Raw genomic sequence first — 23,791 nt, forward strand, 5'->3', positions numbered from 1 at the left:
GCTCTACCCCACCGGCACTAAAGCATGTTGCTCGACCACCATTTCTGCCCAGCTCAGGCCAACTTCGGAGCAGTCGCTACCGCCCGCTGCATCATGACGACCGTATTCCCCCACGCGCTCGGCACCGAGCTCGGCGAGCAGCGCATCAAGCACTTCACTGCCCTTGCTGTAGTCAGGGTAGGTACTGTCTCCCAAACCGAACATGGCGTAGCGCACCCCGGTGAGGTCCGGGCTCGAGTCACGAAGCGCATCCGCAAACTCGTCCACACCCTCCGGCAGCTCACCTTCGCCGTGCGTCGCGCACACGATCAGGTAGAGCGTGCCCGCCTCAAAGACATCCGCGTCGAGCTCGGTGAGGTCCTCAGCTTCGAGGCCATACTCATCGGCAATGTCACTGGCAACCATTTCCGAGTTGCCGCTTTCGGTTCCGTAGAAGATCCTCATCGTCATCGTTGACTCCTTTTGGTCTTGGCAACGAGTGTAGACAAAAAGGCTATTGATGTACAGAGATTCCAGTGCAATTTTCTACACAGTGCCCATGAGCTCCTGGCTCGCTTCCTTCGCAACCTGAATCAGATCGGCGACCCGGGGTGGATGCGCTTCCGCACGGGATGCGGCGACGATCCCGAGCGGCTGCGGGGCCGGTTCAATGGGGATTTCCACGAGCGTTTTGCCCGACCAGGTCGAAGGCGAGAAGCGTCGATCCATGAGGATCGTCCATCCGATCCCCTCCCCGACGAGCGAGCGGCAAAGATCGTAATTCGCACTCGCATGCACGTGGGGTGGATGCACGCCAGCGTCGTTGAGGATATCGAGCGCATACTGCCGGCTTGGCGCAATGTCATTGAGCACGAAGGGCTCATTACCCAGCTCCTGCAGTTGAACACTCGCCCGGTTGGCAAAGCGATGACTTTCCGGAAGGAGCACGACCGGCAGCGAGCGCACCAACCGCACCCGCTCGAACTCCAGGGGGAAGTCGAGCTCATACACGATGGCGATGTCGAGGTCACCGCTTTTGAGTTGCTGCGCCAGCACATCCTGTTCGCCGACGATATAGCTAATTTCAGCTTCCGGGTGACGGGCCATGAAACGGCGAATGATTGGCGGCACAAAGGTGGGCGCGATCGTATGGAACGAGCCGATTCGCACCGGGGCGACGCGCCCCTCATCCCCGCGGGCCACAAGTTCGAGTTCGTGAGCTCCAGCGAGCACTTCACGAGCCAGCGGAAGCAGCGACCTGCCGGTCGAGGTCAACGTGATGCCCTGCGAACGACGACGAACCATCACCGGAACCCCGAGGGCGCGCTCCAAGGCAGTCACCGCATCCGACACCGCCGAGCCGGAAGAATGGATGCGCGCCGCGGCCCCGGTAATCGTGCTGTCTTCCGCCACCGCAACGAAGCACTCGAGCTGACGCAGCGTGATGTCGGGGCTCGGAATTGGCGGCAAATGGGGAAGGTCGGTCATGCGGCCATCCTAGTTTGCGGACAGGCGCTGCCCGACGCGCAAGAGCGCGGCTGCAGCCGGGGATACTACAGCCGCGCTCTGGCGGTGGATGCGATGAGTCGCTATTGCGATACGGCTAACGCTCGGCGGGCACCCAGTTCGCGTCCGTCACGGTGTCACCAAGAGCTTCGTACTCTTCCTTGGTGGGGTCGCCCGGCTTCCAGGTGTCGAACTTGCCGCTCTCCTCGAAGGAGTGCGTCAGCGGGATGCCGGTGCGATCTTTGAGCAGTGCTGCGGCGATCAGCGAGATAACCGTCGCGATGAAGAGGTACGTCGAAATCGCGTAGACGTTGTTGAAGGTCTGCATCAGCCAGGTGGCAATGGTCGGCGCGAACGCGCCGCCGAGGATGGCGCCGAGGGCATAGCCGATCGAGACACCCGAGAAGCGCACCGAAGCAGGGAAGGTCTCTACGTACCACACAGCGATGGGTCCGTAGGTCAGACCGAGCGGGATCGCGAAGATCACCAGGCCCAGGAAGAGCATCGCGGGCTCACCGGTGTTCGCCATCGCGAAGAGCACCCAGACGGTGATCATCTGCAGGCTGTAGCCGAGGAAGAAGCTCTTCTTACGGCCGATCTTGTCGGTGATGAAGCCCGAGATGAAGGTAAAGATGGCCCAGACTGCGGCGGCCGCGAGCACCGAGAGCATCACGAAGGTGACGTCCATCCCGAGGGTCTTGGTGGCGTAGTTCTGCATGTAGCCACCGGTGGTCATGTAGCCGGCAGCGTTGTTTCCGATAAACAGCGCCGCAAGCAGAATCACGCTGAGGCCGTGCTTGCGGAAGAGGGTTGCGATCGGTGCGGAAGCCTGCTGCTGACGCTCCTCGATCTCCTTGTAGACGGGCGATTCTTCCACGGCGTGACGCACGATGAAGCCGATCACGACGAGGATGATCGAGAAGAGGAACGGGATGCGCCAGCCCCAGACCGTGAAGTTGTCACCGGTCAGTGCGGTCACCGCAGCAATCATGCCCGAGGCCAGCAGCATCCCGAAGGGCACACCGAGCTGCGGAAACATGCCCATCCGGCCGCGGGTCTTCGTTGCCGAGTGTTCGGTCGCCATCAGCACGGCGCCGCCCCACTCACCACCGGCGGAGATGCCCTGCAGCACGCGCAGGAAGAGCAGCAGAACCGGGGCTGCGATGCCGAGCCCACCGAACCAGTCGCCCTCGGTGCCGCTGTAGGTCGGCAGCATGCCGATGAGGAAGGTGGCCGCGCCCATGAGCAGCAGCGTGATCACGAGCATCGGCTTGCGGCCAATCTTGTCACCGAAGTGACCGGCAAGGAACGCGCCGAGCGGTCGGAAGAGGAACGAGATACCCACAGTGAGGAACGAGAGGATTGTTGCGAATCCCTCATTGCCCTGGGTTGCAGGCTCAAAGAACAGTGGTGCAAGTACGAGACCAGCCATGGTCGCGTACACGAAGAAGTCGTACCACTCGACGGTGGTGCCGACAACGACTGCGCCGACGATGCGGCGGCGTTCTGCCGCGACCCGGCGGTCTTCTGCTGTTGCAGTGTTCGTCACGAAGACTCCCTTGTCTAACGAGATGCCGCGAGGTCTGCCCCACGGTCGGCGTTTAGCGTAGGCAGGTCATATACGATTCACCAAACGGGATTGACCGGGAATCTTCCGCAGGTTTTCCGAATAACTGACCTTTGATTCAGTTATTTATTTGGGGATGTTCCACGAGGAAAAGATGGATGTGCGGTCGCCAACGCCAGTAAGACCCAGCTGTTCGCCTCCGGGGTGGAGATAAAGGTCACCCAGCAGCTGATTCAGCGCGGCGGGATCTAAGCAAAACCAACGACGACCACTGCGGGATGCGTCGGTACCGTGCCAATGCATCCCGCAATTAGGAGCATGGGACACTGTGACAATGAGCCAAACCGCAAGCAATGACGCGACCGATATTCTGAATGCCGCTGCCGCGCGCATCGACCTCGCCCGCACCGCCCTCTTCGTGCCGGCAACGCGGCCCGAGCGAATCGCCAAGGCCTTCGACGCGGGTGCCGACGCCGTGATTGTCGACCTTGAGGATGCTGTGGCACCGGACGCTAAGGCACAGGCGCGGCAGATGCTTTCGGAAGTATTCGATGCCCCGGCCGAGTTCGGTTTGGAGACTGCTGTTGCAGCCGAACCCAAGCAGCCGACGGGCGACGGTACGAACGTGATCGCGGGAGTCCGCGAAGTTGCCGTCCGGAAGCTCGCAGTTCGCTTTAGCCCTCCGGCTTCTGCGGACGGCAGAGACGACCTCGAGTGGCTTGCCTCGCTGCTGACCGAATCTGCCCACGTTTCCTGGCTGGATGCGATCATGGTCGCGAAAGCCGAAACGGTGGTAGAACTCGACCAGGTTGCTGCGATTTTGGATGCTGCTTCCGCAACCGGTGTTTCGATCGTGCCGCTGGTGGAGTCCCCCGCAGGCCTCGCGAATGCGCCCGCCCTGGCTGCGCATCCTCGCGTGTCCAGGCTCGCGCTCGGCGCCATTGACATGGCGGTGGAGCTCGGTTGCGAGCCGCGCGGCGCGACGATGGACTATGTGCGCGCGCAGCTCGTGGTGGCCAGTGCTCTGGCGGGAATGCAAGGTCCACTCGACACTCCTTCGGCAGAGTTCAAAGACGATGACCTCGTCCGCGCCGACACCGAGCATGTCAAGCGCAATGGCTGCACCGGCAAGCTGTGCATCCATCCCCGCCAGGTGCCGATCGTCGCCGAGGTCTTCGCTCCGACCGAAGAAGAGGTCGACTGGGCACGCCGCGTGCTGGCTGTCGAAGACGGCCTCGGCCAGGTTGATGGCCAGATGGTGGACCGTCCGGTCATCTTGCGTGCACGCCGCATATTGGGTGTATAGCCTCTTGTCGTTCCCCGAGTAGCGCGAAGCGCGTATCGAGGGGCCAGCTAAGCACGCACAAGTCGAAGTGCGCCGGGGTCGATCGTGATTTCCACGGTCGACCCCGCTTTCGCATCCGACGACCGAATGCACTCGCCATCCGCATAGATAGGCACGCCCGCGGGCACATCAATACGCGCCGTCGTACCCGTCAGCAATTTCACCGGTGGCAGGAAGCGATGCAATCCCACGAGCGCCGAGGGAAAAAGCAGGGAAAGCCCCAGACGGTTCAATCCCGACACCACAATTACGTCGAGCTTGCCATCATCGGGCCGCGCATCCGGCACAAGCGGAATGCCACCGCCGACCGTACGGCCATTCGTCACGGTGACGACCTCCGCATCCAGCGACTGCGGCTGGCCGCCGTCGATCGCGTAGCTGAATGCATCCGAACGAAAATCTCGTACCGACTGCACGAGCGCGACAAGGTAGCGCGCGGTGCCACGTAAGTGCCGCTTTTCATTGGCGCGCTCGTTGACGAGAGCGTCAAAGCCGATGTTCACCGAGTTGACCGCCACTCGCTTCACACCGTCAACCTCGAGCCGCAGGAGATCCACGGTACGGAATTTTGCGGTGCCATCCTTGAGGCTCGAAATGAGCCGCGTGCGCAGTTCCCCAGGCTTGCCGCGCGGGATCCCAACCGAGCGAGCGAAGTCATTGCCTGTACCGGTCGGGACCACGCCGAGCGGGATCCCATGCTTTGCCGCGAGCTCGGCACCCATGGATGCCATACCGTCGCCACCCTGCACGATCAGCACATCCGCGCCGTTGGCGAGTGAATGTTCGGTAGCTTGGTGCAGTTGAGTGAAGGTCTCCCCCGTTGCGAGTTCGACGCCTTCCGCGAATATGGCGTCATCGCCGCGCAGACCCTGCCCGGAATTCGGGTTGAGGGCATACACAATTCGCTGGGCACGCATGGGTTAAGTATTACCCCGGAAGTAGTTCCGGGAGCACTACTACTGTTCCTGCGCAGCGCGCCAAATACCCAGCGGCAGCGTCAGTAGTGAAATTCCCGCGGCGACATACATCGCCACCGGGAAGGATGTTCCCGCAGCAATCGCACCGATGAGTACCGATCCGGATGCCGTCCCCGCATCGAAGCCGACGTTCCAGACCGTACTTGCCGAGCCGTAGTGCTGTGGCTTCACCGACTGCAGCGCCACGGTGAGGGTTAAGTTCTGCAGCCCGCCGTAGCTAATGCCCACGACGACCGCCCCAGTTAGCAGTAGCCAGACATGCGTATTGGCCGGGTCGCGGACCGCCAAGCCGACCAGCAGCATCCCGATCGTGGTGATGAAGATGCTCGGCCAGACAAACCGTTTCGCCCCAAACTTGTCTGCCAGCCAGCCCGCCTGCCAACGCGTGGCCGCAGCGGTCAGTGTCAACAACAGCAGTGCGGTCATGCTCAGTGCCGAAGGCGTCACCATTTGCGGCATGAAGGTTAGCAGCGCGCCGCCACAGAGTGTGAGGGCAAGCAGAATCAGCATCGGACGCATCAGCTGTGCGTACGGCGCCGGTGTCGAAGATTTTGGATGCGTTTGGCCGCGTTTCGCGAGCAGCCAGGCTGGCCAGACCGCGAGGATCGGCAGCATTCCGATCACGAAGACGACTTCGAAGGCCACTTCCTCGGCAAGCCAAGGGCCCATCGCGGTGAACAGCACCTGCGGTACCGCGACGGCTAATCCGTAGGCGCCGACTGCCTGACCGCGACGTTCCGGAGCGACGAGTTGCGCGACCAGCAGCGTGCCGGTCACGGTGATGATTCCGAATCCGATACCGCGCAGCACTGAGATGAGTAGCACCGCCCAGAGGTCGTTGCTGAGTACGAAGCCGCCCGTGGGTAGTCCCATGAGTAGGGCTCCACCAATGAGGGTGAGTCGCCATCCGAAGCGGGTGAGGATTTGCTTGACGCATATCTGCGTGAGGATGGTCGATAACAGCAGTACGCCGTTGACGAATCCGGCACCGGCAACGCCTGCACCGCCCGCCACTGCCCAGAGTGGCGCAACAGCGAGCAGGGATGCGTAGCCGGTGAAGCAAAAGGCGGTCAGGATGAGGAGCGCGGGCATCCCCGGGGCACGAAATACGGATCCGTTCACCGGGGTGTTGCTCCTTTGTTCTTGGCCCCTCGATACGGGCCTACGGCCCTACTCGGGGAACAGCCGTTTTGGGCCCCTCGATACGAGCCTACGGCTCTACTCGGGGATCGACTTATGGTCGGTCGCTGAGTAGTGAGCGTAGCGAACGTATCGAAGCGCGGTCGCTGAGTAGGCGAAGCCGTATCGAAGCGCGGTTGCTACGGCCTAGTGGACAACCGGGCAGCTGCTCGGCGTCATGCAGCTCTGCGCGCAGGGGTCCAGCGCGAGCTTCTTCGAGCCGCGCGCGGCAGCAGCCTGGAGCCCGGCGAAGGGGCACCGACGCACCGGCATTTCATCCGCCACCGACGCTTCAACGGGAGCCGGAGCCGGAACCTTCACCGTTGCATCCCCATACAAAAGGTTCAGTGCGGCGATGACCTCATCGGTGCGACCTTCACGAGTCAGTTCTTTAATACGCATCGTGGTCGGGTGCAGCAGCGCATTCCCGAGGCGGCGCATCGATTCGGCAACCTTGTCTTCGGCGCCGGTCTTCTCGATCTGTTCCGCAACCCGCTCCTGCACCACCGAACGGTACTGCGCGAGGGCCTTCGCCGACTCCTGTTCGCGACGCTCCTGCTCGAACTTCACCGCGGCGCGAGCCACGATGCAGCGTGCGAGTTCAGTCGAGCCGAGATCTTCCAGCGGTGCGTGCTGACGAACCGTCTCAATGTCGAGCAGGTCCACCGAATCAAGCTTCGCGACCAGTGGGTCCACGTTGCGGGGCATGCCCATATCGACGATCAGCAGATTCTCACTCGCACCGGGAGCTACCCGTGCGTTGCGCACCTGGTCGAAGTCGAGGACATAGGTTTCGGTGTTCGTGCAAGTGATCACCAGATCGGCGCTCGAAAGCCACTCGGGGAGGCGCCCGTGCTCAATCTCACGAACGGCATAGCGCTCGCCGAGGGTGTGCTTCCGGCCCGAAGGCGAGTACACTCCCACCGTGCCGACGCCGCGATCCTGCAGCGACTTCAGCGAAGCTCCCGCGTAGGCGCCGGTCCCGATCAGCACCACATTCGCGCGCTCCCAATCGAGCACCTGAGAACCGGCAAGATCCAGCGCCAGACTCACGAGCGAACGGCCCTGCGTGGACAACTGTGCGTGCGCTTTAACGCCCTTGGATGCATTCGATGCCGACTGGAAAAGTCGTTCCAGATCGCGCGTGGTGAGTTGTGCATCCCGAGCCTGCTCGAGCGCGCGATTCACTTGGCCGGCGATCTCCTCTTCACCCAGCGCGACCGACTCGAGACCGCTCGACACCGAGAACAGGTGGTGCGGAACATCCGGGTCGTCAATCAGGCTAACGTGCTCACGAAGCTCGGTCTCGCGCATCCCGAGCCGCCCCGCGAGCGCGGGAATAAACGCGGCAAGCTGCTGCGGCCCTTCGATGTCGAGATACACCTCGAATCGGTTGCAGGTAGAAAGCACAACGCCACCTACGACCTCGGCAGACTCGCGAATGAGCTCTTCGAGGGAGGTGACGGACACAGAACTAAACCGCTCCAGGAGGGTGAACCCTGCCGAGCGGTGATTGGCGCTTACACAGACCAGCATGATGCCCCAGATTCTACGCCAATTAACAGATTCTCGCGCCGTTGACGGCGTGCTGTTCTGGTGCTGTTAAGGATTTCAGTGTATTTAGGCTCACCTTACTTCGTTGGCCGCTCTTGCCGAGCAAGTCGCCGCAAAATAGGTCACAATTGGCTAAATGAGCACCATCTTGCCTGCGGACCACCCCCTCGTCGACGGCCGCACCGACGGCGCCCCACTCGTCCGCGCATCCCGCGGACAGCGATCTGACACCCTCCCCATCTGGTTTATGCGCCAAGCCGGGCGCTCCCTGCCCGAATATCGCGAACTGCGCGTGGGCATCGAAATGCTCGAATCCTGCCTACGACCGGATCTCGCGAGCGAAATCACCCTGCAGCCGGTGCGCCGCCACGGCGTGGACGGCGCGGTGTTCTTCAGCGACATCGTCGTGCCGCTGAAGCTCGCGGGGATCGACGTGGAAATCGTCCCCGGTCGCGGCCCGGTCTTCGCCAACCCGGTGCGGGATGCGGACGGCGTGCGCGAGTTCGCCGCCCGCCTGCGCGGGGAGAACAACCCCGAAATGTTCGCGCCGATCGCCGAAGCGGTGCGGATGACCGTCGCCGAGCTCGGTTCCACCCCGCTGATCGGGTTCGCCGGCGCCCCCTTCACCCTCGCCGCCTACATCGTTGAGGGCGGCCCTTCGAAGGACCACCTGCGCGCCCGCGGCCTGATGCGCTCGAACCCCGAGGCATGGAACGAGCTCGCCACCGCGATCGCCGAGGTCTCGGCAGCCTTCCTCGAAACGCAGATCCTCGCCGGCGCTTCGGTCGTGCAGCTCTTTGACTCCTGGGCGGGCTCGCTCTCTCGCGAGATGTATCGCAAGGCGGTTGCCGCATCCAGCGCTATCCCGCTCGAGCACGCCGCGACCTTCCAGACCCCGGCCGGGGAACGCATCCGCTCGATCCATTTCGGCGTCGGCACGGGCGAGCTGCTCGCCGACATGCACGAAACCGGTGGCGACGTGCAGGGCGTGGATGACCGCATCCCGCTCGACGAGGCCGCGCGTCGCCTGCCAGGCGTGCCGCTGCAGGGCAATATTGACCCGGCCACGCTCTTCGCGGGCGATCAGGTGCTGCACGAGCACGCGCGCGATGTGATTAGCCGCGGCTCGGTCGCGCCCTCGCACATCGTGAACCTCGGCCACGGCGTGCCACCGGAGACCGACCCGACCGTGCTCACGCGCCTGGTCGAATACGTCCACACGCTGCCGGGTTCGGGCAAACTCTCGTGAGCTTGGGTGCCTCGGGGGCCGGACTGGGCTCGGCCGGTGCTGGCGATTTGGATGCCGCGGCCACCTCGGTAGCCGTCATCGGTGGTGGCGTCGCCGGGCTCGTGGCGGCGCGGCGACTCGCGCTGGCGGGCGTCGCTGTCACGGTCTTCGAGGCCTCGGATGCATTGGGCGGGATGATCCAGCCCGGTCACCTGGGCGAGCTCACGATCGACATCGGAGCCGAGGCCTTCGCGGTGCGCGGCGGTGCGGTCGAGGCGTTTATTCGCGAACTGGGGCTGGAGGATGCGCTGGTCGAGCCGCGCGCACTCGGCTCATGGACCTACGGCGCCTCGGGTGCGCATCCATCGCCCGCTGGCGGCATGCTCGGGATTCCGAGCGGACCGGATGCACCGGGGCTCGAGGCCGTCATCGGCGCTGAAGTACTTTCCGCGGTCGCAGCCGAAGCCACGTTGGATGCTTCGGTCGGGGCGGATGCGGAGTCCTTCGCCGACCTGATTCGGGCACGATTTGGTTCGCTCGTGCTGGAGCGTCTCGTCGCGCCGGTGACCCGCGGGGTGTACTCGCTGGACCCGGAATTGGTGGACCACCGAGTACTGATTCCGGGGCTCGTGGAGAAGCTCGCCGCGCACGGTTCACTGTCTGCCGTCGTATCCTCAATGCGACCGAAAGCAACGCCGGGTGCGCTCGTGCGCGGACTGCGCGGCGGGATGCACCGCTTCGTCGCCGCCCTCGTCGCTGACTGCGAGCGGCTCGGGGTTCGCTTTGAGCTGGGTACCCGCGTCACCCTTGCCGATCTCGCGCTGGTCGAGCGCCCGCATGCCGATTTACCGGTGGCCGAGTGGCCGCGAAGCGGCCGTATCGAGGCCTCTCCCTTCGATACGCTCCGCTACTCAGGGAACGCCTTCGATACGCTCCGCTACTCAGGGAACGCCTTCGATACGCACCGCTACTCAGGGAACGGCACCGGTTCACGGGACGACTTCGACTTCGTGATTGCCACAGTCGAGTCGGCGGTCGCAGCCGGGGATGCTGCTCCCCCAGTTTCGAGCGAAGTCGTCGCGTTATTGGTCGACGCACCCGAGCTGGATGCGCATCCGCGCGGCACGGGAGTCCTCGTGTCGGACGCAACCGACGTGGCCGCAAAAGCACTCACCCATGTCACTGCGAAGTGGGCTTGGCTCGACGAGTTGACTGCCGCCGGGCAGCACGTGATCCGACTGTCTTATGGCCCTCGCCAGACCGATGGCCCGGCACGCAGCCTCGAACTCGACGACGCGGCGCTTGCCTCTCAGGCCCTTGCCGATGCTTCGCGCATTCTCGGCACCGAGCTCACCGACGAGAATCTCGTCGCGCTCGCACGCCAAGAATGGCGCATGCCGATGCCAGCGGCTCGGCTTGGGCGCACCGCCCAACTCGCTAGATACCGCGAGCGCTTCGATGCTGACCCGCGCATCCAACTCTGTGGCGCCTGGATCGACGGCACGGGACTCGCGTCCGTCCTGCCCTCCGCCGAAAACGCGGCCCAGCGCATCCTCGCGAGCCTCGGCCTCGCATAGCCATTGCCACTATCCGCTACCCGGGTCGAAATAGCGGCATGGGTAGCGGGTAACGGCAATGGGAATGTGACCAGCACATCCTCTCGCAAGTCAACCCTCGGCAGCCATTGCAGGTAACCGCAGCCCAGGGCGAAATAGCAGCACGGGTTAGGGCCAACGGCCATGGGAGCGGATCCTAACGACAGTGGGAACGCGGTAACGACAATGGGAGTCGCAATGGGAACGGGCCGGGGCACGGCCGACGCCTTCGACCTAAGATGGGGGCCATGTCTGCTTCGTCATCTTCCGACGCCCCGCTCCGGTTCGGAGCCCCCAGCGACCAGCCGATCATCCGCATCGGCACGCGCGGCTCGAAGCTCGCAGTCGCACAAACTTCGATCGTCGCGGAAGACCTCGCGCGACTGACCGGCCGCCAGTTCGAAATCGTGAAGGTGACCACCCACGGCGACGTGAACCGCGCATCCCTCTCGACCATTGGCGGGCAGGGTGTCTTCGCGACCGAACTGCGCGCGGCGCTGCAGCAGGGCGAGGTCGACATCGCAGTCCACTCGCTCAAGGACCTCCCAACCGCGCCCGCGCCGGGGCTGCAGTTGACCGCGCATCCGGCTCGTGAGGATGCACGAGACGCCGTGGTGGCGCGCAATGGCCTCGACTTCGCACAGCTCCCCGAAGGCGCAAAGGTCGGTACCGGTTCACCGCGTCGCCGCGCGCAGATCCGCAAGGTGCGCCCCGACATTGAACTGCATGACATTCGCGGGAACGTCGACACCCGCATCGCGTTCGTCACCGACGGCGAGCTCGACGCCGTGCTGCTGGCGACCGCTGGCCTCAATCGCGTCGGCCGCACCGAGGTAATCACCGGGTTCCTCGAACTCGAAGACTTCCCCACCGCACCCGGCCAGGGGGCGCTCGCCATCGAGACCCGCGAGGGCTGGACGCTCGAGGGTCTGCGGGAACTCGACGACGCCGCGACTCGCGCTGCAACCGATGCCGAGCGCGCAATCTTGAACGGCCTCGACGCCGGCTGCCAGGCCCCGGTTGGCATCTACGCACAGGTCGACGGCGACCGGCTGAGCGTCCTCGCGCGGGTCTACGGCAAGGATGCGGTGGCCGAGGCCCGCGGTGAAATCACGGTGGATCTCGACACGGTGTACGACCGCTCGCTTGGTCGTGCGCGCGGCGAGGTTGAAGCTGCGCAATACGAGCCGTCGAAGCTCGCGGCCGAACTCGTCGAATCGCTCTTCGCGCAGGGCGCCGCCGACTTCATCGGCGAATGAGCCAGCTCCGGTCCCTGAGTAACGGCGAAGCCGTGTATCGAAGGCGGTCCCTGAGTAGCGAAGCGTATCGAAGGTGTCCCCTGAGTAGCGCAGCGTATCGAAGGGCGCGCTTCGATACGCTCGCTCCGCTCGCTACTCAGCGAACGAGTGTGCTCATATGAATCTGCAGGGGAAGACGATCTTGCTGCCGCGGGGTGGCTCTTGGGCGACGACCGCGAGTGCGGAGGTCGCAAAGCGCGGTGCTGAGGCTGTGGTCGGCGAACTGATCCGGTTCAGCGGGCCCGAGGATTCGGTGCCGCTCGAGGCCGCATCGCAGCGGCTGCGCGAAGGGCACTATGACTGGCTGATCGTGACCAGCCCACGGACGGTGACCGCCATCGCGCAAATGGAAGTCCCCGCATCCACCCGAATCGCTGCCGTCGGGCAGTCGACAGCGAAGGCCCTCGCAAAGATTGGGCTCAACGCCGAGTTCGTGCCCGAATCCGAACAATCCGCGCGCGGGCTGGTACGCGAGTGGCCGGATGCCGCGGCCACTCGCATCCTGCTGCCTCGTTCGGCGATTGCGGAGCCGACCATCCGCGACGGGCTCACGGCGCGCGGAATCGAGGTCGATGATCCGATTGCCTATCGGACCATCGGCGCCGATCTTGCACCCGAACTACGCGCACGCATCCACGCCGGTGAAATCGACTTCGTGTTCCTTACCAGCGGCAGCACGGTGCGCGAGTTCGCCCGCCAGGTGGGTGGGGATGCACCAGTAAAGATCGTCACGATCGGGCCGATTACCACTCGGGATGCGCGTCGAGAGGGCCTCGAGGTTACCTACGAGGCGGCGACTCCGAATGTGCCCGCGATGCTTGACGCGATCGAGGAAGAGCGTAAACCGGACTAGCGACTACCTGTAGCGGTGCGGAATCACTAAACGTGACCTCGATACGGTCGCTGCGCTCCCTACTCGGCCTTCGAGAGCGGAAACTCGCCTGCCGCATCCGAATACAACCTGACAGAATTAGGAAGCACGATTTCACGTGCTTCCGGCGACACCCGCGGCGATCTGTGCCGCACGTCCGGAAGACTGTGCATCCGAACAGCACGCACCCGCGCGCATCCCAAACAAGGAGTACCGCACCATGTACAAGCCAGTCATTCGCCCTCGTCGTCTGCGCCAGTCGGCTGCGATGCGTCGTCAGGTGCGGGAGCTGAACGTGCACCCGAACGAGCTCATCCTGCCCGCATTTGTGCGTGAGGGCCTCTCGGAGCCGCAGGAGATCTCTTCGCTGCCGGGCATCTACCAGCACACACTCGATTCAATCCGTCGGGTAGTGAACGAGGCGGCCGAGGCTGGCGTGGGTGGCATCATGCTCTTCGGCGTGCCCGAGCAGCGGGATGCGGTGGGTAGCGGCGCGACCGATCCGGAGGGCATCCTCAACCGGGCGATTCGTGTGGTTGCGGAGGAAGCTGGCGACGCGATCACGGTGCAGGCGGACCTCTGCCTCGACGAGTTCACCGATCACGGCCACTGCGGCGTGCTCGATTCGCGCGGTCGCGTGGACAATGACGCGACTCTCGAAAGCTACAACGAGATGGCAGTCGCGCAGGCCGAGGCTGGCGCGCAGATCCTGGGGCTTTCGGGCATGATGGACGGCCAGATCGCCGCCGCCCGCGACACCCTCGACGATGCCGGGCACGAGGACACGATCCTTCTCGCCTACTCCGCAAAGTACGCATCCGCCTTCTACGGCCCGTTCCGCGAGGCCGTGGACTCGCAGCTGCAGGGCGACCGCCGCACCTATCAAATGGACCCGGCGAACCGTCGCGAAGGTCTGCTCGAGGCGCACATCGACATCGAAGAGGGCGCCGACATCGTGATGGTCAAGCCCGCGATGAGCTACCTCGATGTGCTCGCCGATGTGTCCGCCGCGGCCGAGGTGCCGGTGTGGGCCTACCAGGTCTCGGGCGAGTACGCGATGATCCAGGCGGCCGCACAGAACGGCTGGATTGAGCGCGAGCGCGCCATCGCCGAGTCGATCGTCTCGATCCGCCGTGCCGGTGCGGATGCGGTGCTCACCTACTTCGCGACCGAGTACGCCCAGTCGCTGCGCTGGTAACGGCACGACTCGATTACCAGCGACCAGAAGCCATAAGGTGGAGTGGTCAAAGCGCTTGCCAACATAAGGAGCCCGCAGCATGACCACCTCGACCGAATGGTTCGATCGCGCCCGCGCCGTCATCCCCGGTGGCGTCAACTCCCCCGTCCGCGCGTTTGGTTCGGTTGGCGGTACGCCACCGTTCTCAGTCAAGGGTGAGGGTGCCTGGCTCATCGATGTCGATGGCAATCGCCGCGTCGATTTCATCTGCGGTTGGGGTCCGCTGCTGCTGGGCCATTCGCATCCCGAGGTGGTGGATGTGGTGCAACAGACCGCAGCCGACCTCATGTGCCCGGGCGGGTCGACTCCCGGTGAGGTCGAGCTCGCTGAGGCGGTCGTGGCTCGCCTCAAGGCAGTCAACCCGGATGCGATCGACGAGGTTCGCTTGGTCTCCACCGGTACCGAGGCGACGATGACCGCGATCCGCCTCGCGCGCGGGGTCACCGGGCGCGACCTCGTGATCAAGTTCTCTGGCTGCTACCACGGCCACTCGGATGGCCTGCTCGCGGCCGCAGGTTCGGGCCTCGCGACCCTCGCGCTGCCGGGTTCAGCGGGCGTTCCCGAGCCGATCACCTCGCAGACCATCGTGCTCCCCTACAACGACCTCGACGCCGTGCGCGCCGCGTTCAACGAATATGAGGGCCGTATCGCCTCGGTAATCGTCGAAGCTTCGGCCGCGAATATGGGCGTGGTGCCGCCGCTGCCGGGCTACAACCGCGCGCTCGCCGAGATCTGTCACGCCGATGGCGCGCTGCTGATCTGCGACGAGGTGCTCACCGGCTTCCGTACCGGCCCCGCCGGCTGGTGGGGTCGCGAGCAGGAAGACCCCGAGCGCGGCAACTGGACTCCGGATATTTTCACCTTCGGCAAGGTGATCGGTGGCGGGATGCCCGTGGCCGGTATCGGCGCTCGTCGCGAGGTCATGGAGCACCTCGCCCCGAACGGACCGGTATACCAGGGCGGCACGCTGAGCGGGAACCCGGTCGCAGTCGCCGCCGGTATCGCCACGATGCGCCTCGCTGATGACGCGGTTTACGCGCACCTCGACGCTGCCGCGGACCGTGTGATCGGTGCGGTCAAGCGCGAGTTCGACCGCGTGGGTGTGCCGGTTGCGGTGCAGCGGGTGCGGAACCTGTTCTCCTTCGCGATGGGTGACGGCGCGGCGCTCGGTTGGTCGGGCGTGGACGAGTTCGGCTCGCCCGCACCTGTCAATGAGGATGAGGTCAAGCGCCAGGAAGGTTGGCGCTACCCCGCGTTCTTCCACGCCATGCTCGATGCCGGTGTGAACCTCCCGCCGAGTGTGTTCGAGGCGTGGTTCCTGTCATCGGCCCACGATGACGAGGCCCTCTCGCACTTCGAGGCGACGCTGCCTGCCGCCGCAGAGGCTGCGGCCGCGGCAACCGCCTAGCGCACCGCGCCGCACCGCGTATGAAGCGGGCTGAGCGGGCTGAACAGGCTGAACACGTCAAGCGGTAACGAGACGGCGCACTTCTTGGAATACCACCGAGAATGCAAGTTACTACTTTCCTGAACGTAGTAACTTGCATTCTCGGTGGTATTTGGCTCGGTGGTATTTGGCTTGGGTGTGCGCTTCTGCGGGCCTACCCGCCACGCCACCAGCGGCGGACGAGGATGTCGCTGGCAGTCGTTACGATCAGAATCACGAACAATCCGTTCGATTCTGATGGGTAAAAAGGTGATGTGATGGCTGATTTCGACGACACTTCGTCAGACCCGCTACTGCCACCGGGGCGCCACGAACACGGTGCAGCGCGTCATACCGGCTCGACGCCGACGTACCCCGACGAGACACTTACCTCCGGGACACGTGAGACAAGCGCTCCGCAACAACAGGGCACCCCACAACTGCACGAAAGCGCTCAACGGCACGGTAGCGGTCGACGCCGTCGCTTGCTGTGGATCGCGCTTCCGGTCGCAATTGTCGTTGCAGCCGTGGTTTTGCTCACCCCAACGATCAGTAACTGGATCAGCGTTTCGGTTGACGACGAAGACCGCCAGATCGACCTTGGCGGGGATGCTCCGATCCAGGTCACGGTACCGGCCGGCTGGGTGCTCGAGCAGCGACCGTTCGCGAGCGAAACAGTCATGCACTCACCAGATGGTGTGGTCGCCATGTGTTTCAGCACGACGGAAGACGAAGTCGCTTCGCTGAGCGACCGCCTCACCGAAGAACAGGGCTGGACGGATGCAACGTTCTCGGTCGAGCAGGCCCCATCGGGCGCATCGATCTATCACGCAATCCGCCTGCCGTCGGCTGACAACATCACCGACGAGAGCACCGGCGACAGTTCGGGAACTTCCGACACAGACGACGCAGCCGAAACCGACATCGACGAGCACCCCTGCGGCAACCACCCGGTGAGCATGCTGGCTGTGGTCGACCCCGGCTCCGACGCCGAAAACGCCGGTGAACTCGTGGCCGTCCGGGTCGGTGCTGAAGGCGATATCTCGCCCTACCTCGGCGAAATCGCCGACATCCTCGCGGGGGTGACCCTCGCATGAGCCCCGTTTCGCTCCGCCGTATCCGCACGGCCCTTGCCACACTCGCAGCTACCGCGATCGCCCTCACCGGGTGCGCGGCGCCGCTACCGACTGATGCATCCTGGCAGCCGCGCGAACCCGAAAGCATTTCGGGTCTGGCCTTCTCGGGTGAGTCGGTCGCATTCGACTCGCTCGATCCCGCAAACCTCGCAGGAATCAGCCAACACCGCGCAACAAACACCGATCTCGGCCTCGATCTGAGCTGGCCGATGGTCGCCGGTGCGGATGAGTTCAACAGCGAAATCCAAGAACAACAATGGTCGCTGATCGAGGCGCAGGAAGTAGCAACCGGTCTCAACTACGCGCCCCAGCTCCAACCCCATGGGCTCAGCGAGCGCGGCTGCGCACCTGGGCAGACCACCGCATCCGCCGACGAACTCCGCGAACAGTACCCGGACGCGTCGCTCATCGGCAGCTGCGAAATAGTTGCCGCGGCCGGCAACATACTTGGGGTGCGCACGCGCGTGCTCGACGACGAGCAGGATGCGAGCGTCACCACGTACTATGACCTCGCTTCCGGCAATTCGACCGCAGCTACAGAACTACTCAGCCTCGACGAGGAAGCGCTCGGCACGCTGTGGCACGAGGCAGTCGTCGCGATCCGTGCGAACGCAGGGCAGGTAACGCTGTGGCCGGGTGACGATGCCACGCCCCTCGACGAGACTTCGCGAGCACAATTCGAAACCGCGCTCGCCGGAGCGGTACTCGAAGCGGACGGGTCGCTCGTGCTCGATAAGTCCGGCGGGTTCGAAAGCGAGGTGCTGGATGCGCTGCCGGGCCGGGATGCCCCTGGGCTGGTTGATCGCATACAGTTCACGCCCGAAGCGATCGAGCCGTACCTCAGCGAGCAAGGTCGCAGCACCCTCGAGCAACTCGACGCCAATTGGCAACCGCCACAAACCAGCACCATGGGGCTCCACGCCGGTTGTGACCTCGTGCCCTGCGTCGCGCTCACTTACGATGACGGCCCGAATCCCGGGATGACGGAGCTACTCGACACCTTCGCCGAACGCGGGGATGTGGCCACGTTCTTCTTCATCGGTAATCAGGTTTCGGGTAATGCCGATATCGTGCAGCGCACCTATGACGAGGGTCACGAGCTCGCGAATCACAGTTGGGATCACCCTGATTTCACGACGCTCAAACCGAACGAGCTGCGCGATCAAATCTCGAAGACGCAGAACGCGATCGCCTCGATCACCGGTGATGCACCCACGCTCGTGCGGCCGCCCTACGGAGCGTTCAATAACAAGGTGGTGGCCGACATTGGAATGCCGATCATCATGTGGGATCTCGACACCCTCGACTGGCAGGGTCCGCCTCGGGAATCATTGATCAGCGACGTGGTCGACAACTCCAGGCCCGGGTCGATCGTGTTGATGCACTCAATCCACGACAACACGGTCGCGGCCGCACCGGGCATCATTGATGGCCTGCACGACCGCGGCTTCGAGCTCGTCACCGTGACTGGGCTCTTCGACGGTTCAGTACCCGGCGGGGTCACATTCTCCCGCGAGTAGCATTCCCGAGGGTAGCGGCCAGGAAGACGGTTGCCGAGCTATCGGCAACCGCTACGTCGGGTCAGAGATGGGGTGCTGCTCCTGCGCCCACTTCTGACGAATGACCTCCCACAGGCCCTCCACACGCATCCCAATATCGTGGAATACCCGCTCGACATTTGCCCGCGTGACATCCTGCGGCACTTGCATGTCCCACTCGTAGAAACTCTGCCCCGGGAAGGGCGGCAGATCCTGCATGCTACTCATCGACACCACGTAGTCCGCGCCCCGAACCACATCATCGGTAAGCGGTTTGGTGTACAAAGTCGAGACATCGACCCCGCGCTCCGCGAGGAACTTCACCACTTCCGGGTACAGGTCATCGCGCGGGCGAGAGCCTGCTGAACGCACCTCAACCTCATCCCCAGCGAGCTCCAAAAGCGTCTGCGCTGCCAGCTGCGATCGCCCCGCGTTTTCAGTGCACACAAACAGCACCTGCGGCTTCGACCGCTCCAACTTGCCTGTGGAATACGCGAGCGCTCGCAACCTACTCTCGGCAAAATTCCCGGCAAGCCCGGCCACAGCACTCTTCACTCGGGCGTTCCGATGCAGGGTCATGTACGACTCAAACACGTACCGTTCGACGAGATCTTGCGAGAAGATCCCATCGTAGTGATCAGCGAGACGCTTAGCGGCACGGTGCATCACCCGGTCATCGGTTTCGTTGATCTGCTCGGCAGCCTCAGCCTCGGTGTTCTGGAATGACTCGGCGGATGTGTTCATCATTGAAGTCCTCTCGCGCGTGGGGGAACGGCTTAATCGTTCCACGAGAATCATCTCGATCCCCTCCGAAAGAACGCCGGTAGGGGGGATGCACGTCCTTCACGACTCGAGATGGTTGAGCGCGCGGGTAATCGCCAGATTTTCAGATACACCCCGGACAGAATGAGCCCATGACCTTCGAATCGAACGCGGCGCCCCATCAGCATCCACAATCGCATGGGCAGCAGCCCGGTCAGCATCGCGAGCCCCTCGAGCCCCTGCGGAAACTCCCGCGGCCCGCCGCGAGCGGTTTCGGCAAGTTCATGTTCTGGTTCCAATGGATTACACCGCTAATCACGGCATCAATGCTCATGTTCGGCCGCGGCATTCTCTTTGGCCAGGAACTTGGCTGGACCATGGTGATTATCGCGATAATTGTCGCACCCATCTGGGTAATCATTCACTGGATCGCCAGCTCTCTGCTCTTCATCCCGGAATATCCACGCCGAGCGTTCGCGCTGCCAACGGTTTCGGCCATCCTCAACCTTGCGACAATCCCACTCACCGTGATCTTGTCGATGTTCATCGAAGATTTCTCGGACAGCCCCCATGCAGCCGGCTTCGAGTCCTTTGCTGAATCGGCATTCGGCATGAGCAAGCAGGCCGTGGCCGTTGGCGGCACTATTGCCTTTTGTCTCGTCGCGGCCTGCTTCCTTGCCTACGTCATCACCGGCTTCATCAAGCCGAAGTCGATGCGAAACTAGCTGCTCCCGTCGAAACGTCGCCCGGCCTTCCCTTTCCTCCTTCGGATACCACCGAGAACGTGAGGTACCACTTTCCTGAAAGTGGTACCCCACATTCTCGGTGGTACTTCGTTCTATTGCATTGTGCTTGCTGCGCTGCAGTCAGCCGCCACCTACGCCGCCGCGAGATCCAAGCGAGCTCGCTGGCGTTCCGCACGGCGCGCATCCCGCCCGAGCGGGGTGGATGCGGGGGTCGCCTTGAGCAGCCGCTTGGTGTAGTCATCCTGCGGGTTGCTGAAGATCTGTTCCGTCTCACCGAGTTCGACGAGCCGTCCCTGGTTCATCACCCCGACGCGGTCGGCGATGTGCCGCACGAGTCCCAGGTCGTGCGCAATAAAAAGGTAGCTTGCACCGGTTTCTTCTTGCAGGTCGGCGAGCAGGTTGATGATCTGCCCCTGCGTTGAAAGGTCGAGCGCACTCACCGCTTCATCACACACCACGAGTTTCGGGTCGAGCACCAGCGCTCGAGCAATCGCCACGCGCTGCTGCTGACCTCCCGAGAGCTCATTCGGGAAGCGGTTCAGGTGGTCGCGCTGCAGCCCGACCATATCCATCGCCCACTCGAGCTTGCGGCGAATCTCCTTCTTCGAGGTCATCCCGTGTCGGCGCAGCGGCAGCTCGATCGAGTGCGAAATGAGGTGCCGAGGGTTCAGCGAAGCGGAAGGGTCCTGGAAGATCGCCTGCACGTCTTTCCGGTATTCCAGCGGGGTGCGCTTTCCCCAATGGGTAATGTCTTGCCCCTCGAATTCGATGCTGCCGCTTGCTACCGGCAGCAGCCGCAGCACCGCGCGACCGGTGGTGCTCTTCCCTGAGCCCGATTCCCCCACGAAGGCAAGGGTCTCGCCGCGACCGATCTCAACATTGATGTCGTGGATCGCCGGCACGATCTTGGTGCCGCCAAAGATGCCGGCCTGTTTGGGATACCCGGCAACGAGGTTCCGCACCCGCAGCAGCGGTGGTTCGGCAGCGGTCATTTTTTCGTGGGCCGTGGCGGCATTCATGTGGCGCTCCGTTCCAGTTCGGTCTGTTCAATGAGTGCGTCAATTTCGGCACGGCGTTCGGCGTCGATCACCGGCAGTCGACCCGCGGTGTCGGCGTTGAGCGGGTTCGCCGCGAGTAGCGCCTCGGTATATGGATGCGCGGGCTGCTCGAAGAGGGTCTGCACATCGGCGGTCTCCACGAGCGTGCCGCGGTACATCACCGCCGCACGGTCGCAGGCTTCCGCCACAACGCCGAGGCTGTGCGTGATCATCAGCACACCCATGCCATATTCATCGCGTAGATCCATGATCAAATCGAGCACCTGGCTCTGCGTGGTCACGTCGAGGGCGCTGGTGGCCTCATCCGCAATCAGCAGGTCGGGTTCCGCCGCGAGCGCCATCGCGATGGCCACGCGCTGCGCCATCCCGCCCGAGAACTGGTGCGGATAGTCGTCGAGCCTCGAGTCGGCGTTGCGCACCCCAACCCGGTCAAGCAGTTCGATCGCGCGGGCGCGAGCCTGCTTTCGGTTCATGCCCTTGTGGATGCGCAGCGGTTCGATCAGCTGGGTGCCGATCGTGTGCACCGGTGAGAGTGCGGTCATCGGGTCCTGGAAGACAGCACCGATTTTGGTACCGCGCACCTTCCGCAGCTGGGCCGGGTTCGCTCCGGCGATCTCCACGCCGTCGAGTTTGATCGAACCATGGTCGAGCCAGGTGCCCGCCGGGAGCATCCCAAGCACGGCCCGCGCGAAAGTGGATTTCCCAGAACCCGATTCTCCGAGCAGGCCCACGATCTCACCCTTGGCGACGTTGAGGGTCGCGCGCTTGACGATATTGGTCTGCTCACGTCCGGAGGTGGCAAGCCCGACCACGACTTCCCGCGCATCCAAGGCGAGATCTGCATCCACCGTCGGTTCTGGAATTGCGGCCGTCTCGGTAGCGACCCGTTTCAGGTCGACCTTCGGCTGCGCCACGCGCTTGGGTTTGCGGCGTCGCTCGCCCGTGAGCGCATCGTTGAAACCATCACCGAAAATGTTGAAAGCGAGCACGGTCAACACGATCGCGATGCCTGGAGGCCAGGAAAGATAGGAAGCATTGTTCTGGTTGTCCACCGCGAGGCTGAGCATCTGACCCCAGGACGCTGACTCGGTGGGCAGGCCGATCCCGAGGAAGCTCATGGCCGATTCGATCATGATTGCCGAGCCAAAGTAGACCATCGCTTGGGTCACGAGCGGGCCGATCAGGTTTGGCAGCACCTGGCCGAAGATCTGCTGCCCGGTCGATAGCCCGGCGACTTCCGCCGCCTCAACATAGGGCTTGGTGCGTTCTACCAGCACGATCGCGCGAGTCAACCGTGCGAAGGCCATCGAGAAGATGAGCCCAATTGCGAACATCAGGATGAACACGTTGCGGCCGAGAATCGTCACGACGGTCAGACCGATAAGCATGCCGGGCAACGACTGCAGCATGTCCACAAAGCGCATCCCGATGCGGTCCCACCAGCCACCGAGGAAGCCAAACAGCAACCCGAGCGGAACACCGATCACGAGCGCGATCGCAACCGAACCGAGGGCAACCAGCAGCACGGCTTGGGCGCCGAACATCAGCCGGCTCAACACATCCTTCCCCATATCGTCAGTGCCGAGCAGGTGCTCGGCCGAGGGCGGCGAGAAGACTTCGGCGTAGTTCGTCTGGTTCGGGTCGTAGGGCGTGATCCACGGCGAGGCGACCGCGACCAGCACGAGCAGCACGATGTAGATCAGCGAGATGACCGTGGTCGGTTGCTTGAACAGGCGCGCCACAACCCGGCCGACGTTGCTCGCTTGGCGTGCCTCGGGGTTAGCGCCGGTGCGGATAGCGGTAGTAGTTGTCTGGCTCATTCTGGTCGCGCCTTTGGGTTGATGATGCCGTATGCAATGTCGAGGATGAGGTTCACTGCGATGATGATCGTGGCGATCAGCAGTACCCCGCCTTGTACGACCGAGAAGTCTTTTCCGGTCACGCTGCGGATCAGCACTGATCCGACGCCGGGAATCGAGAAGACCTTTTCGATCGCGAAGCTCGCGCCGAGCATGATGCTGATGGTGATACCCGTCGAGGAAAGCACCGGCACAAGCGAGTTTTTGAACCCGTACTTGAAGATGAGTCGGCGGCGCGGGACTCCCGCTGCGGTGAGCGAGTCGATATAGCGGGCTGACATGTTCTGGGCCATCGCGGTACGGGTCTGCCGGGCAATCAGGGCGGCGCCAGTGGTTCCCAGGGCGAGCGAGGGCAAGATGATGCCCTTGAGCCAAAGCCCGATGTCGTGACTTGGCGGTACCCAGGCGATCACCGGCAACCAGCCGAGCTGCACCGCGAAGATCAGCACCAGGATGATCCCGAGCCAGAACTCCGGCATCGACATGCTGATGGATGCGATGGCAGTACTGATACGGTCGCGGATTGAGCCGGGCTTGGTGCCACCGATGATGCCGAGAGCTACACCGAGAATGAGGGCGATGATCGTGCCGCCGACCATCAGCGAGACGGTGGCGGGGAGGCGTTCACCGAGCATGTCGGTGACGGGGCGACCGGAGGTGAACGACTGTCCGAAGTCGCCTTGGAACGCGGCGACGTACCAGTCGCCGAGGCGTTCAAAGAAGGGGCGATCGAGCCCGAGTCTGGCTTCGAGCGCGGCGATCGAGTCGGGGGTGGCGGATGCGCCGAGGATGGCGGCTGCGGGGCTTCCGGGAACCATATAGGTCAGGCAGAACACCAGGAAGGAAAGGATCAGCAGTTGCGGTACTGCCAGGGCGACTCGGGTGATGATGAGTCTGAGCATGGTTGGTTACACCTTCGAAAGTGTGATG

The 23,791-nt window shown here is 63.6% G+C and carries 20 protein-coding genes; 10 read left to right on the top strand and 10 right to left on the bottom strand.

Going from position 1 to position 23,791, the window contains the following annotated elements; genetic code table 11:
- Window positions 1-3: 3 nt before the first annotated feature.
- From F8O05_RS13310 to F8O05_RS13320, 3 genes are all read right to left on the bottom strand, one after another.
- A complete protein-coding gene (locus F8O05_RS13310; protein ID WP_225735917.1) occupies window positions 4-450 on the bottom strand; it encodes a flavodoxin domain-containing protein in 447 nt (148 codons plus the stop codon).
- A gap of 75 nt (window positions 451-525) precedes the next feature.
- A complete protein-coding gene (locus F8O05_RS13315; RefSeq protein ID WP_158053241.1) occupies window positions 526-1,467 on the bottom strand; it encodes a LysR substrate-binding domain-containing protein in 942 nt (313 codons plus the stop codon).
- A 115-nt stretch (window positions 1,468-1,582) separates the two neighbouring features.
- Entirely contained in the window at window positions 1,583-3,034 is a 1,452-nt protein-coding gene (locus F8O05_RS13320; RefSeq protein WP_158053242.1) for an MFS transporter, read from the bottom strand.
- A gap of 352 nt (window positions 3,035-3,386) precedes the next feature.
- Here F8O05_RS13320 and F8O05_RS13325 point away from each other — a divergent pair, with 352 nt between their 5' ends.
- On the top strand, window positions 3,387-4,358 hold the full coding sequence (locus F8O05_RS13325; RefSeq protein WP_158053243.1) for an HpcH/HpaI aldolase/citrate lyase family protein: 972 nt from the start codon (window positions 3,387-3,389) through the stop codon (window positions 4,356-4,358).
- A gap of 47 nt (window positions 4,359-4,405) precedes the next feature.
- Here the strand turns inward: F8O05_RS13325 and F8O05_RS13330 are convergent, their stop codons facing one another.
- The 3 genes from F8O05_RS13330 to F8O05_RS13340 all read right to left on the bottom strand — a co-directional run bounded on the left by F8O05_RS13330 (window position 4,406) and on the right by F8O05_RS13340 (window position 8,089).
- Window positions 4,406-5,314, bottom strand: a complete 909-nt coding sequence (locus tag F8O05_RS13330; protein ID WP_158053244.1) for a diacylglycerol/lipid kinase family protein — start codon at window positions 5,312-5,314, stop codon at window positions 4,406-4,408.
- 39 nt (window positions 5,315-5,353) lie between these two features.
- Window positions 5,354-6,496, bottom strand: coding sequence for an MFS transporter (locus F8O05_RS13335; RefSeq protein ID WP_225735918.1), 1,143 nt, complete (start codon window positions 6,494-6,496; stop codon window positions 5,354-5,356).
- A 204-nt stretch (window positions 6,497-6,700) separates the two neighbouring features.
- Window positions 6,701-8,089: a glutamyl-tRNA reductase gene (locus F8O05_RS13340; RefSeq protein ID WP_158053245.1), complete on the bottom strand. Its 1,389-nt coding sequence runs from the start codon at window positions 8,087-8,089 to the stop codon at window positions 6,701-6,703.
- 154 nt (window positions 8,090-8,243) lie between these two features.
- Between F8O05_RS13340 and hemE the strand changes: the two genes are divergently transcribed.
- From hemE to F8O05_RS13380, 8 genes are all read left to right on the top strand, one after another.
- Complete coding sequence (hemE, locus tag F8O05_RS13345) at window positions 8,244-9,356, top strand: uroporphyrinogen decarboxylase (protein ID WP_158053246.1); 1,113 nt, start codon at window positions 8,244-8,246, stop codon at window positions 9,354-9,356.
- Window positions 9,357-9,358: 2 nt separating this feature from the next.
- Window positions 9,359-10,912 carry a protoporphyrinogen/coproporphyrinogen oxidase gene (locus F8O05_RS13350; RefSeq protein ID WP_192497193.1) on the top strand — a complete coding sequence of 518 codons (1,554 nt, stop codon included), beginning with the start codon at window positions 9,359-9,361 and terminating at the stop codon, window positions 10,910-10,912.
- A 266-nt stretch (window positions 10,913-11,178) separates the two neighbouring features.
- The gene (hemC, locus tag F8O05_RS13355) at window positions 11,179-12,189 is read left to right on the top strand and encodes a hydroxymethylbilane synthase (protein ID WP_158053248.1); all 1,011 of its coding nucleotides are present in this window, start codon (window positions 11,179-11,181) and stop codon (window positions 12,187-12,189) included.
- Between the two features lie 157 nt (window positions 12,190-12,346).
- Window positions 12,347-13,081 (top strand): uroporphyrinogen-III synthase, encoded by a 735-nt coding sequence (locus F8O05_RS13360; protein ID WP_158053249.1) that lies wholly within the window; start codon window positions 12,347-12,349, stop codon window positions 13,079-13,081.
- 238 nt (window positions 13,082-13,319) lie between these two features.
- Window positions 13,320-14,297 (top strand): porphobilinogen synthase, encoded by a 978-nt coding sequence (gene hemB / locus F8O05_RS13365; RefSeq protein WP_158053277.1) that lies wholly within the window; start codon window positions 13,320-13,322, stop codon window positions 14,295-14,297.
- A gap of 79 nt (window positions 14,298-14,376) precedes the next feature.
- The gene (hemL, locus tag F8O05_RS13370) at window positions 14,377-15,744 is read left to right on the top strand and encodes a glutamate-1-semialdehyde 2,1-aminomutase (protein WP_158053250.1); all 1,368 of its coding nucleotides are present in this window, start codon (window positions 14,377-14,379) and stop codon (window positions 15,742-15,744) included.
- A 296-nt stretch (window positions 15,745-16,040) separates the two neighbouring features.
- Entirely contained in the window at window positions 16,041-16,859 is an 819-nt protein-coding gene (locus F8O05_RS13375; protein ID WP_158053251.1) for a hypothetical protein, read from the top strand.
- Window positions 16,856-18,418, top strand: coding sequence for a polysaccharide deacetylase family protein (locus F8O05_RS13380; RefSeq protein WP_158053252.1), 1,563 nt, complete (start codon window positions 16,856-16,858; stop codon window positions 18,416-18,418). The genes F8O05_RS13375 and F8O05_RS13380 overlap by 4 nt, the downstream gene beginning before the upstream one ends.
- 51 nt (window positions 18,419-18,469) lie before the next feature.
- Here F8O05_RS13380 and F8O05_RS13385 read toward each other — a convergent pair whose 3' ends face one another.
- A complete protein-coding gene (locus tag F8O05_RS13385) occupies window positions 18,470-19,183 on the bottom strand; it encodes an arsenate-mycothiol transferase ArsC (RefSeq protein WP_192497194.1) in 714 nt (237 codons plus the stop codon).
- Between the two features lie 167 nt (window positions 19,184-19,350).
- On the opposite strand from F8O05_RS13385, the gene F8O05_RS13390 reads away from it, so the two are divergent.
- Window positions 19,351-19,923: a hypothetical protein gene (locus tag F8O05_RS13390; protein ID WP_158053254.1), complete on the top strand. Its 573-nt coding sequence runs from the start codon at window positions 19,351-19,353 to the stop codon at window positions 19,921-19,923.
- Between the two features lie 152 nt (window positions 19,924-20,075).
- Here F8O05_RS13390 and F8O05_RS13395 read toward each other — a convergent pair whose 3' ends face one another.
- The 3 genes from F8O05_RS13395 to F8O05_RS13405 are packed head-to-tail and all read right to left on the bottom strand — an operon-like array spanning window position 20,076 to window position 23,763.
- Entirely contained in the window at window positions 20,076-20,963 is an 888-nt protein-coding gene (locus F8O05_RS13395; protein WP_318655827.1) for an ATP-binding cassette domain-containing protein, read from the bottom strand.
- Window positions 20,960-22,822, bottom strand: a complete 1,863-nt coding sequence (locus tag F8O05_RS13400; RefSeq protein WP_158053255.1) for a dipeptide/oligopeptide/nickel ABC transporter permease/ATP-binding protein — start codon at window positions 22,820-22,822, stop codon at window positions 20,960-20,962. Before F8O05_RS13400 ends, F8O05_RS13395 begins: the two co-directional genes overlap by 4 nt.
- The gene (locus tag F8O05_RS13405; protein ID WP_158053256.1) at window positions 22,819-23,763 is read right to left on the bottom strand and encodes an ABC transporter permease; all 945 of its coding nucleotides are present in this window, start codon (window positions 23,761-23,763) and stop codon (window positions 22,819-22,821) included. The genes F8O05_RS13400 and F8O05_RS13405 overlap by 4 nt, the downstream gene beginning before the upstream one ends.
- Between the last annotated feature and the right edge of the window lie 28 nt (window positions 23,764-23,791).

The sequence above is a fragment of the Gulosibacter chungangensis genome, assembly GCF_008831155.1.
Taxonomy (GTDB): domain Bacteria; phylum Actinomycetota; class Actinomycetes; order Actinomycetales; family Microbacteriaceae; genus Gulosibacter; species Gulosibacter chungangensis.

What these genes read in the sequence shown, in the direction of transcription:
- F8O05_RS13310 (WP_225735917.1), bottom strand. Translation starts at nt 450, where the DNA reads ATGACGATGAGGATCTTCTACGGAACCGAAAGCGGCAACTCGGAAATG.
- F8O05_RS13315 (WP_158053241.1), bottom strand. Translation starts at nt 1,467, where the DNA reads ATGACCGACCTTCCCCATTTGCCGCCAATTCCGAGCCCCGACATCACG.
- F8O05_RS13325 (WP_158053243.1), top strand. Translation starts at nt 3,387, where the DNA reads ATGAGCCAAACCGCAAGCAATGACGCGACCGATATTCTGAATGCCGCT.
- F8O05_RS13330 (WP_158053244.1), bottom strand. Translation starts at nt 5,314, where the DNA reads ATGCGTGCCCAGCGAATTGTGTATGCCCTCAACCCGAATTCCGGGCAG.
- F8O05_RS13340 (WP_158053245.1), bottom strand. Translation starts at nt 8,089, where the DNA reads ATGCTGGTCTGTGTAAGCGCCAATCACCGCTCGGCAGGGTTCACCCTC.
- hemE (WP_158053246.1), top strand. Translation starts at nt 8,244, where the DNA reads ATGAGCACCATCTTGCCTGCGGACCACCCCCTCGTCGACGGCCGCACC.
- hemC (WP_158053248.1), top strand. Translation starts at nt 11,179, where the DNA reads ATGTCTGCTTCGTCATCTTCCGACGCCCCGCTCCGGTTCGGAGCCCCC.
- F8O05_RS13360 (WP_158053249.1), top strand. Translation starts at nt 12,347, where the DNA reads ATGAATCTGCAGGGGAAGACGATCTTGCTGCCGCGGGGTGGCTCTTGG.
- hemB (WP_158053277.1), top strand. Translation starts at nt 13,320, where the DNA reads ATGTACAAGCCAGTCATTCGCCCTCGTCGTCTGCGCCAGTCGGCTGCG.
- hemL (WP_158053250.1), top strand. Translation starts at nt 14,377, where the DNA reads ATGACCACCTCGACCGAATGGTTCGATCGCGCCCGCGCCGTCATCCCC.
- F8O05_RS13375 (WP_158053251.1), top strand. Translation starts at nt 16,041, where the DNA reads ATGGCTGATTTCGACGACACTTCGTCAGACCCGCTACTGCCACCGGGG.
- F8O05_RS13380 (WP_158053252.1), top strand. Translation starts at nt 16,856, where the DNA reads ATGAGCCCCGTTTCGCTCCGCCGTATCCGCACGGCCCTTGCCACACTC.
- F8O05_RS13385 (WP_192497194.1), bottom strand. Translation starts at nt 19,183, where the DNA reads ATGATGAACACATCCGCCGAGTCATTCCAGAACACCGAGGCTGAGGCT.
- F8O05_RS13390 (WP_158053254.1), top strand. Translation starts at nt 19,351, where the DNA reads ATGACCTTCGAATCGAACGCGGCGCCCCATCAGCATCCACAATCGCAT.
- F8O05_RS13395 (WP_318655827.1), bottom strand. Translation starts at nt 20,963, where the DNA reads ATGAATGCCGCCACGGCCCACGAAAAAATGACCGCTGCCGAACCACCG.
- F8O05_RS13400 (WP_158053255.1), bottom strand. Translation starts at nt 22,822, where the DNA reads ATGAGCCAGACAACTACTACCGCTATCCGCACCGGCGCTAACCCCGAG.
- F8O05_RS13405 (WP_158053256.1), bottom strand. Translation starts at nt 23,763, where the DNA reads ATGCTCAGACTCATCATCACCCGAGTCGCCCTGGCAGTACCGCAACTG.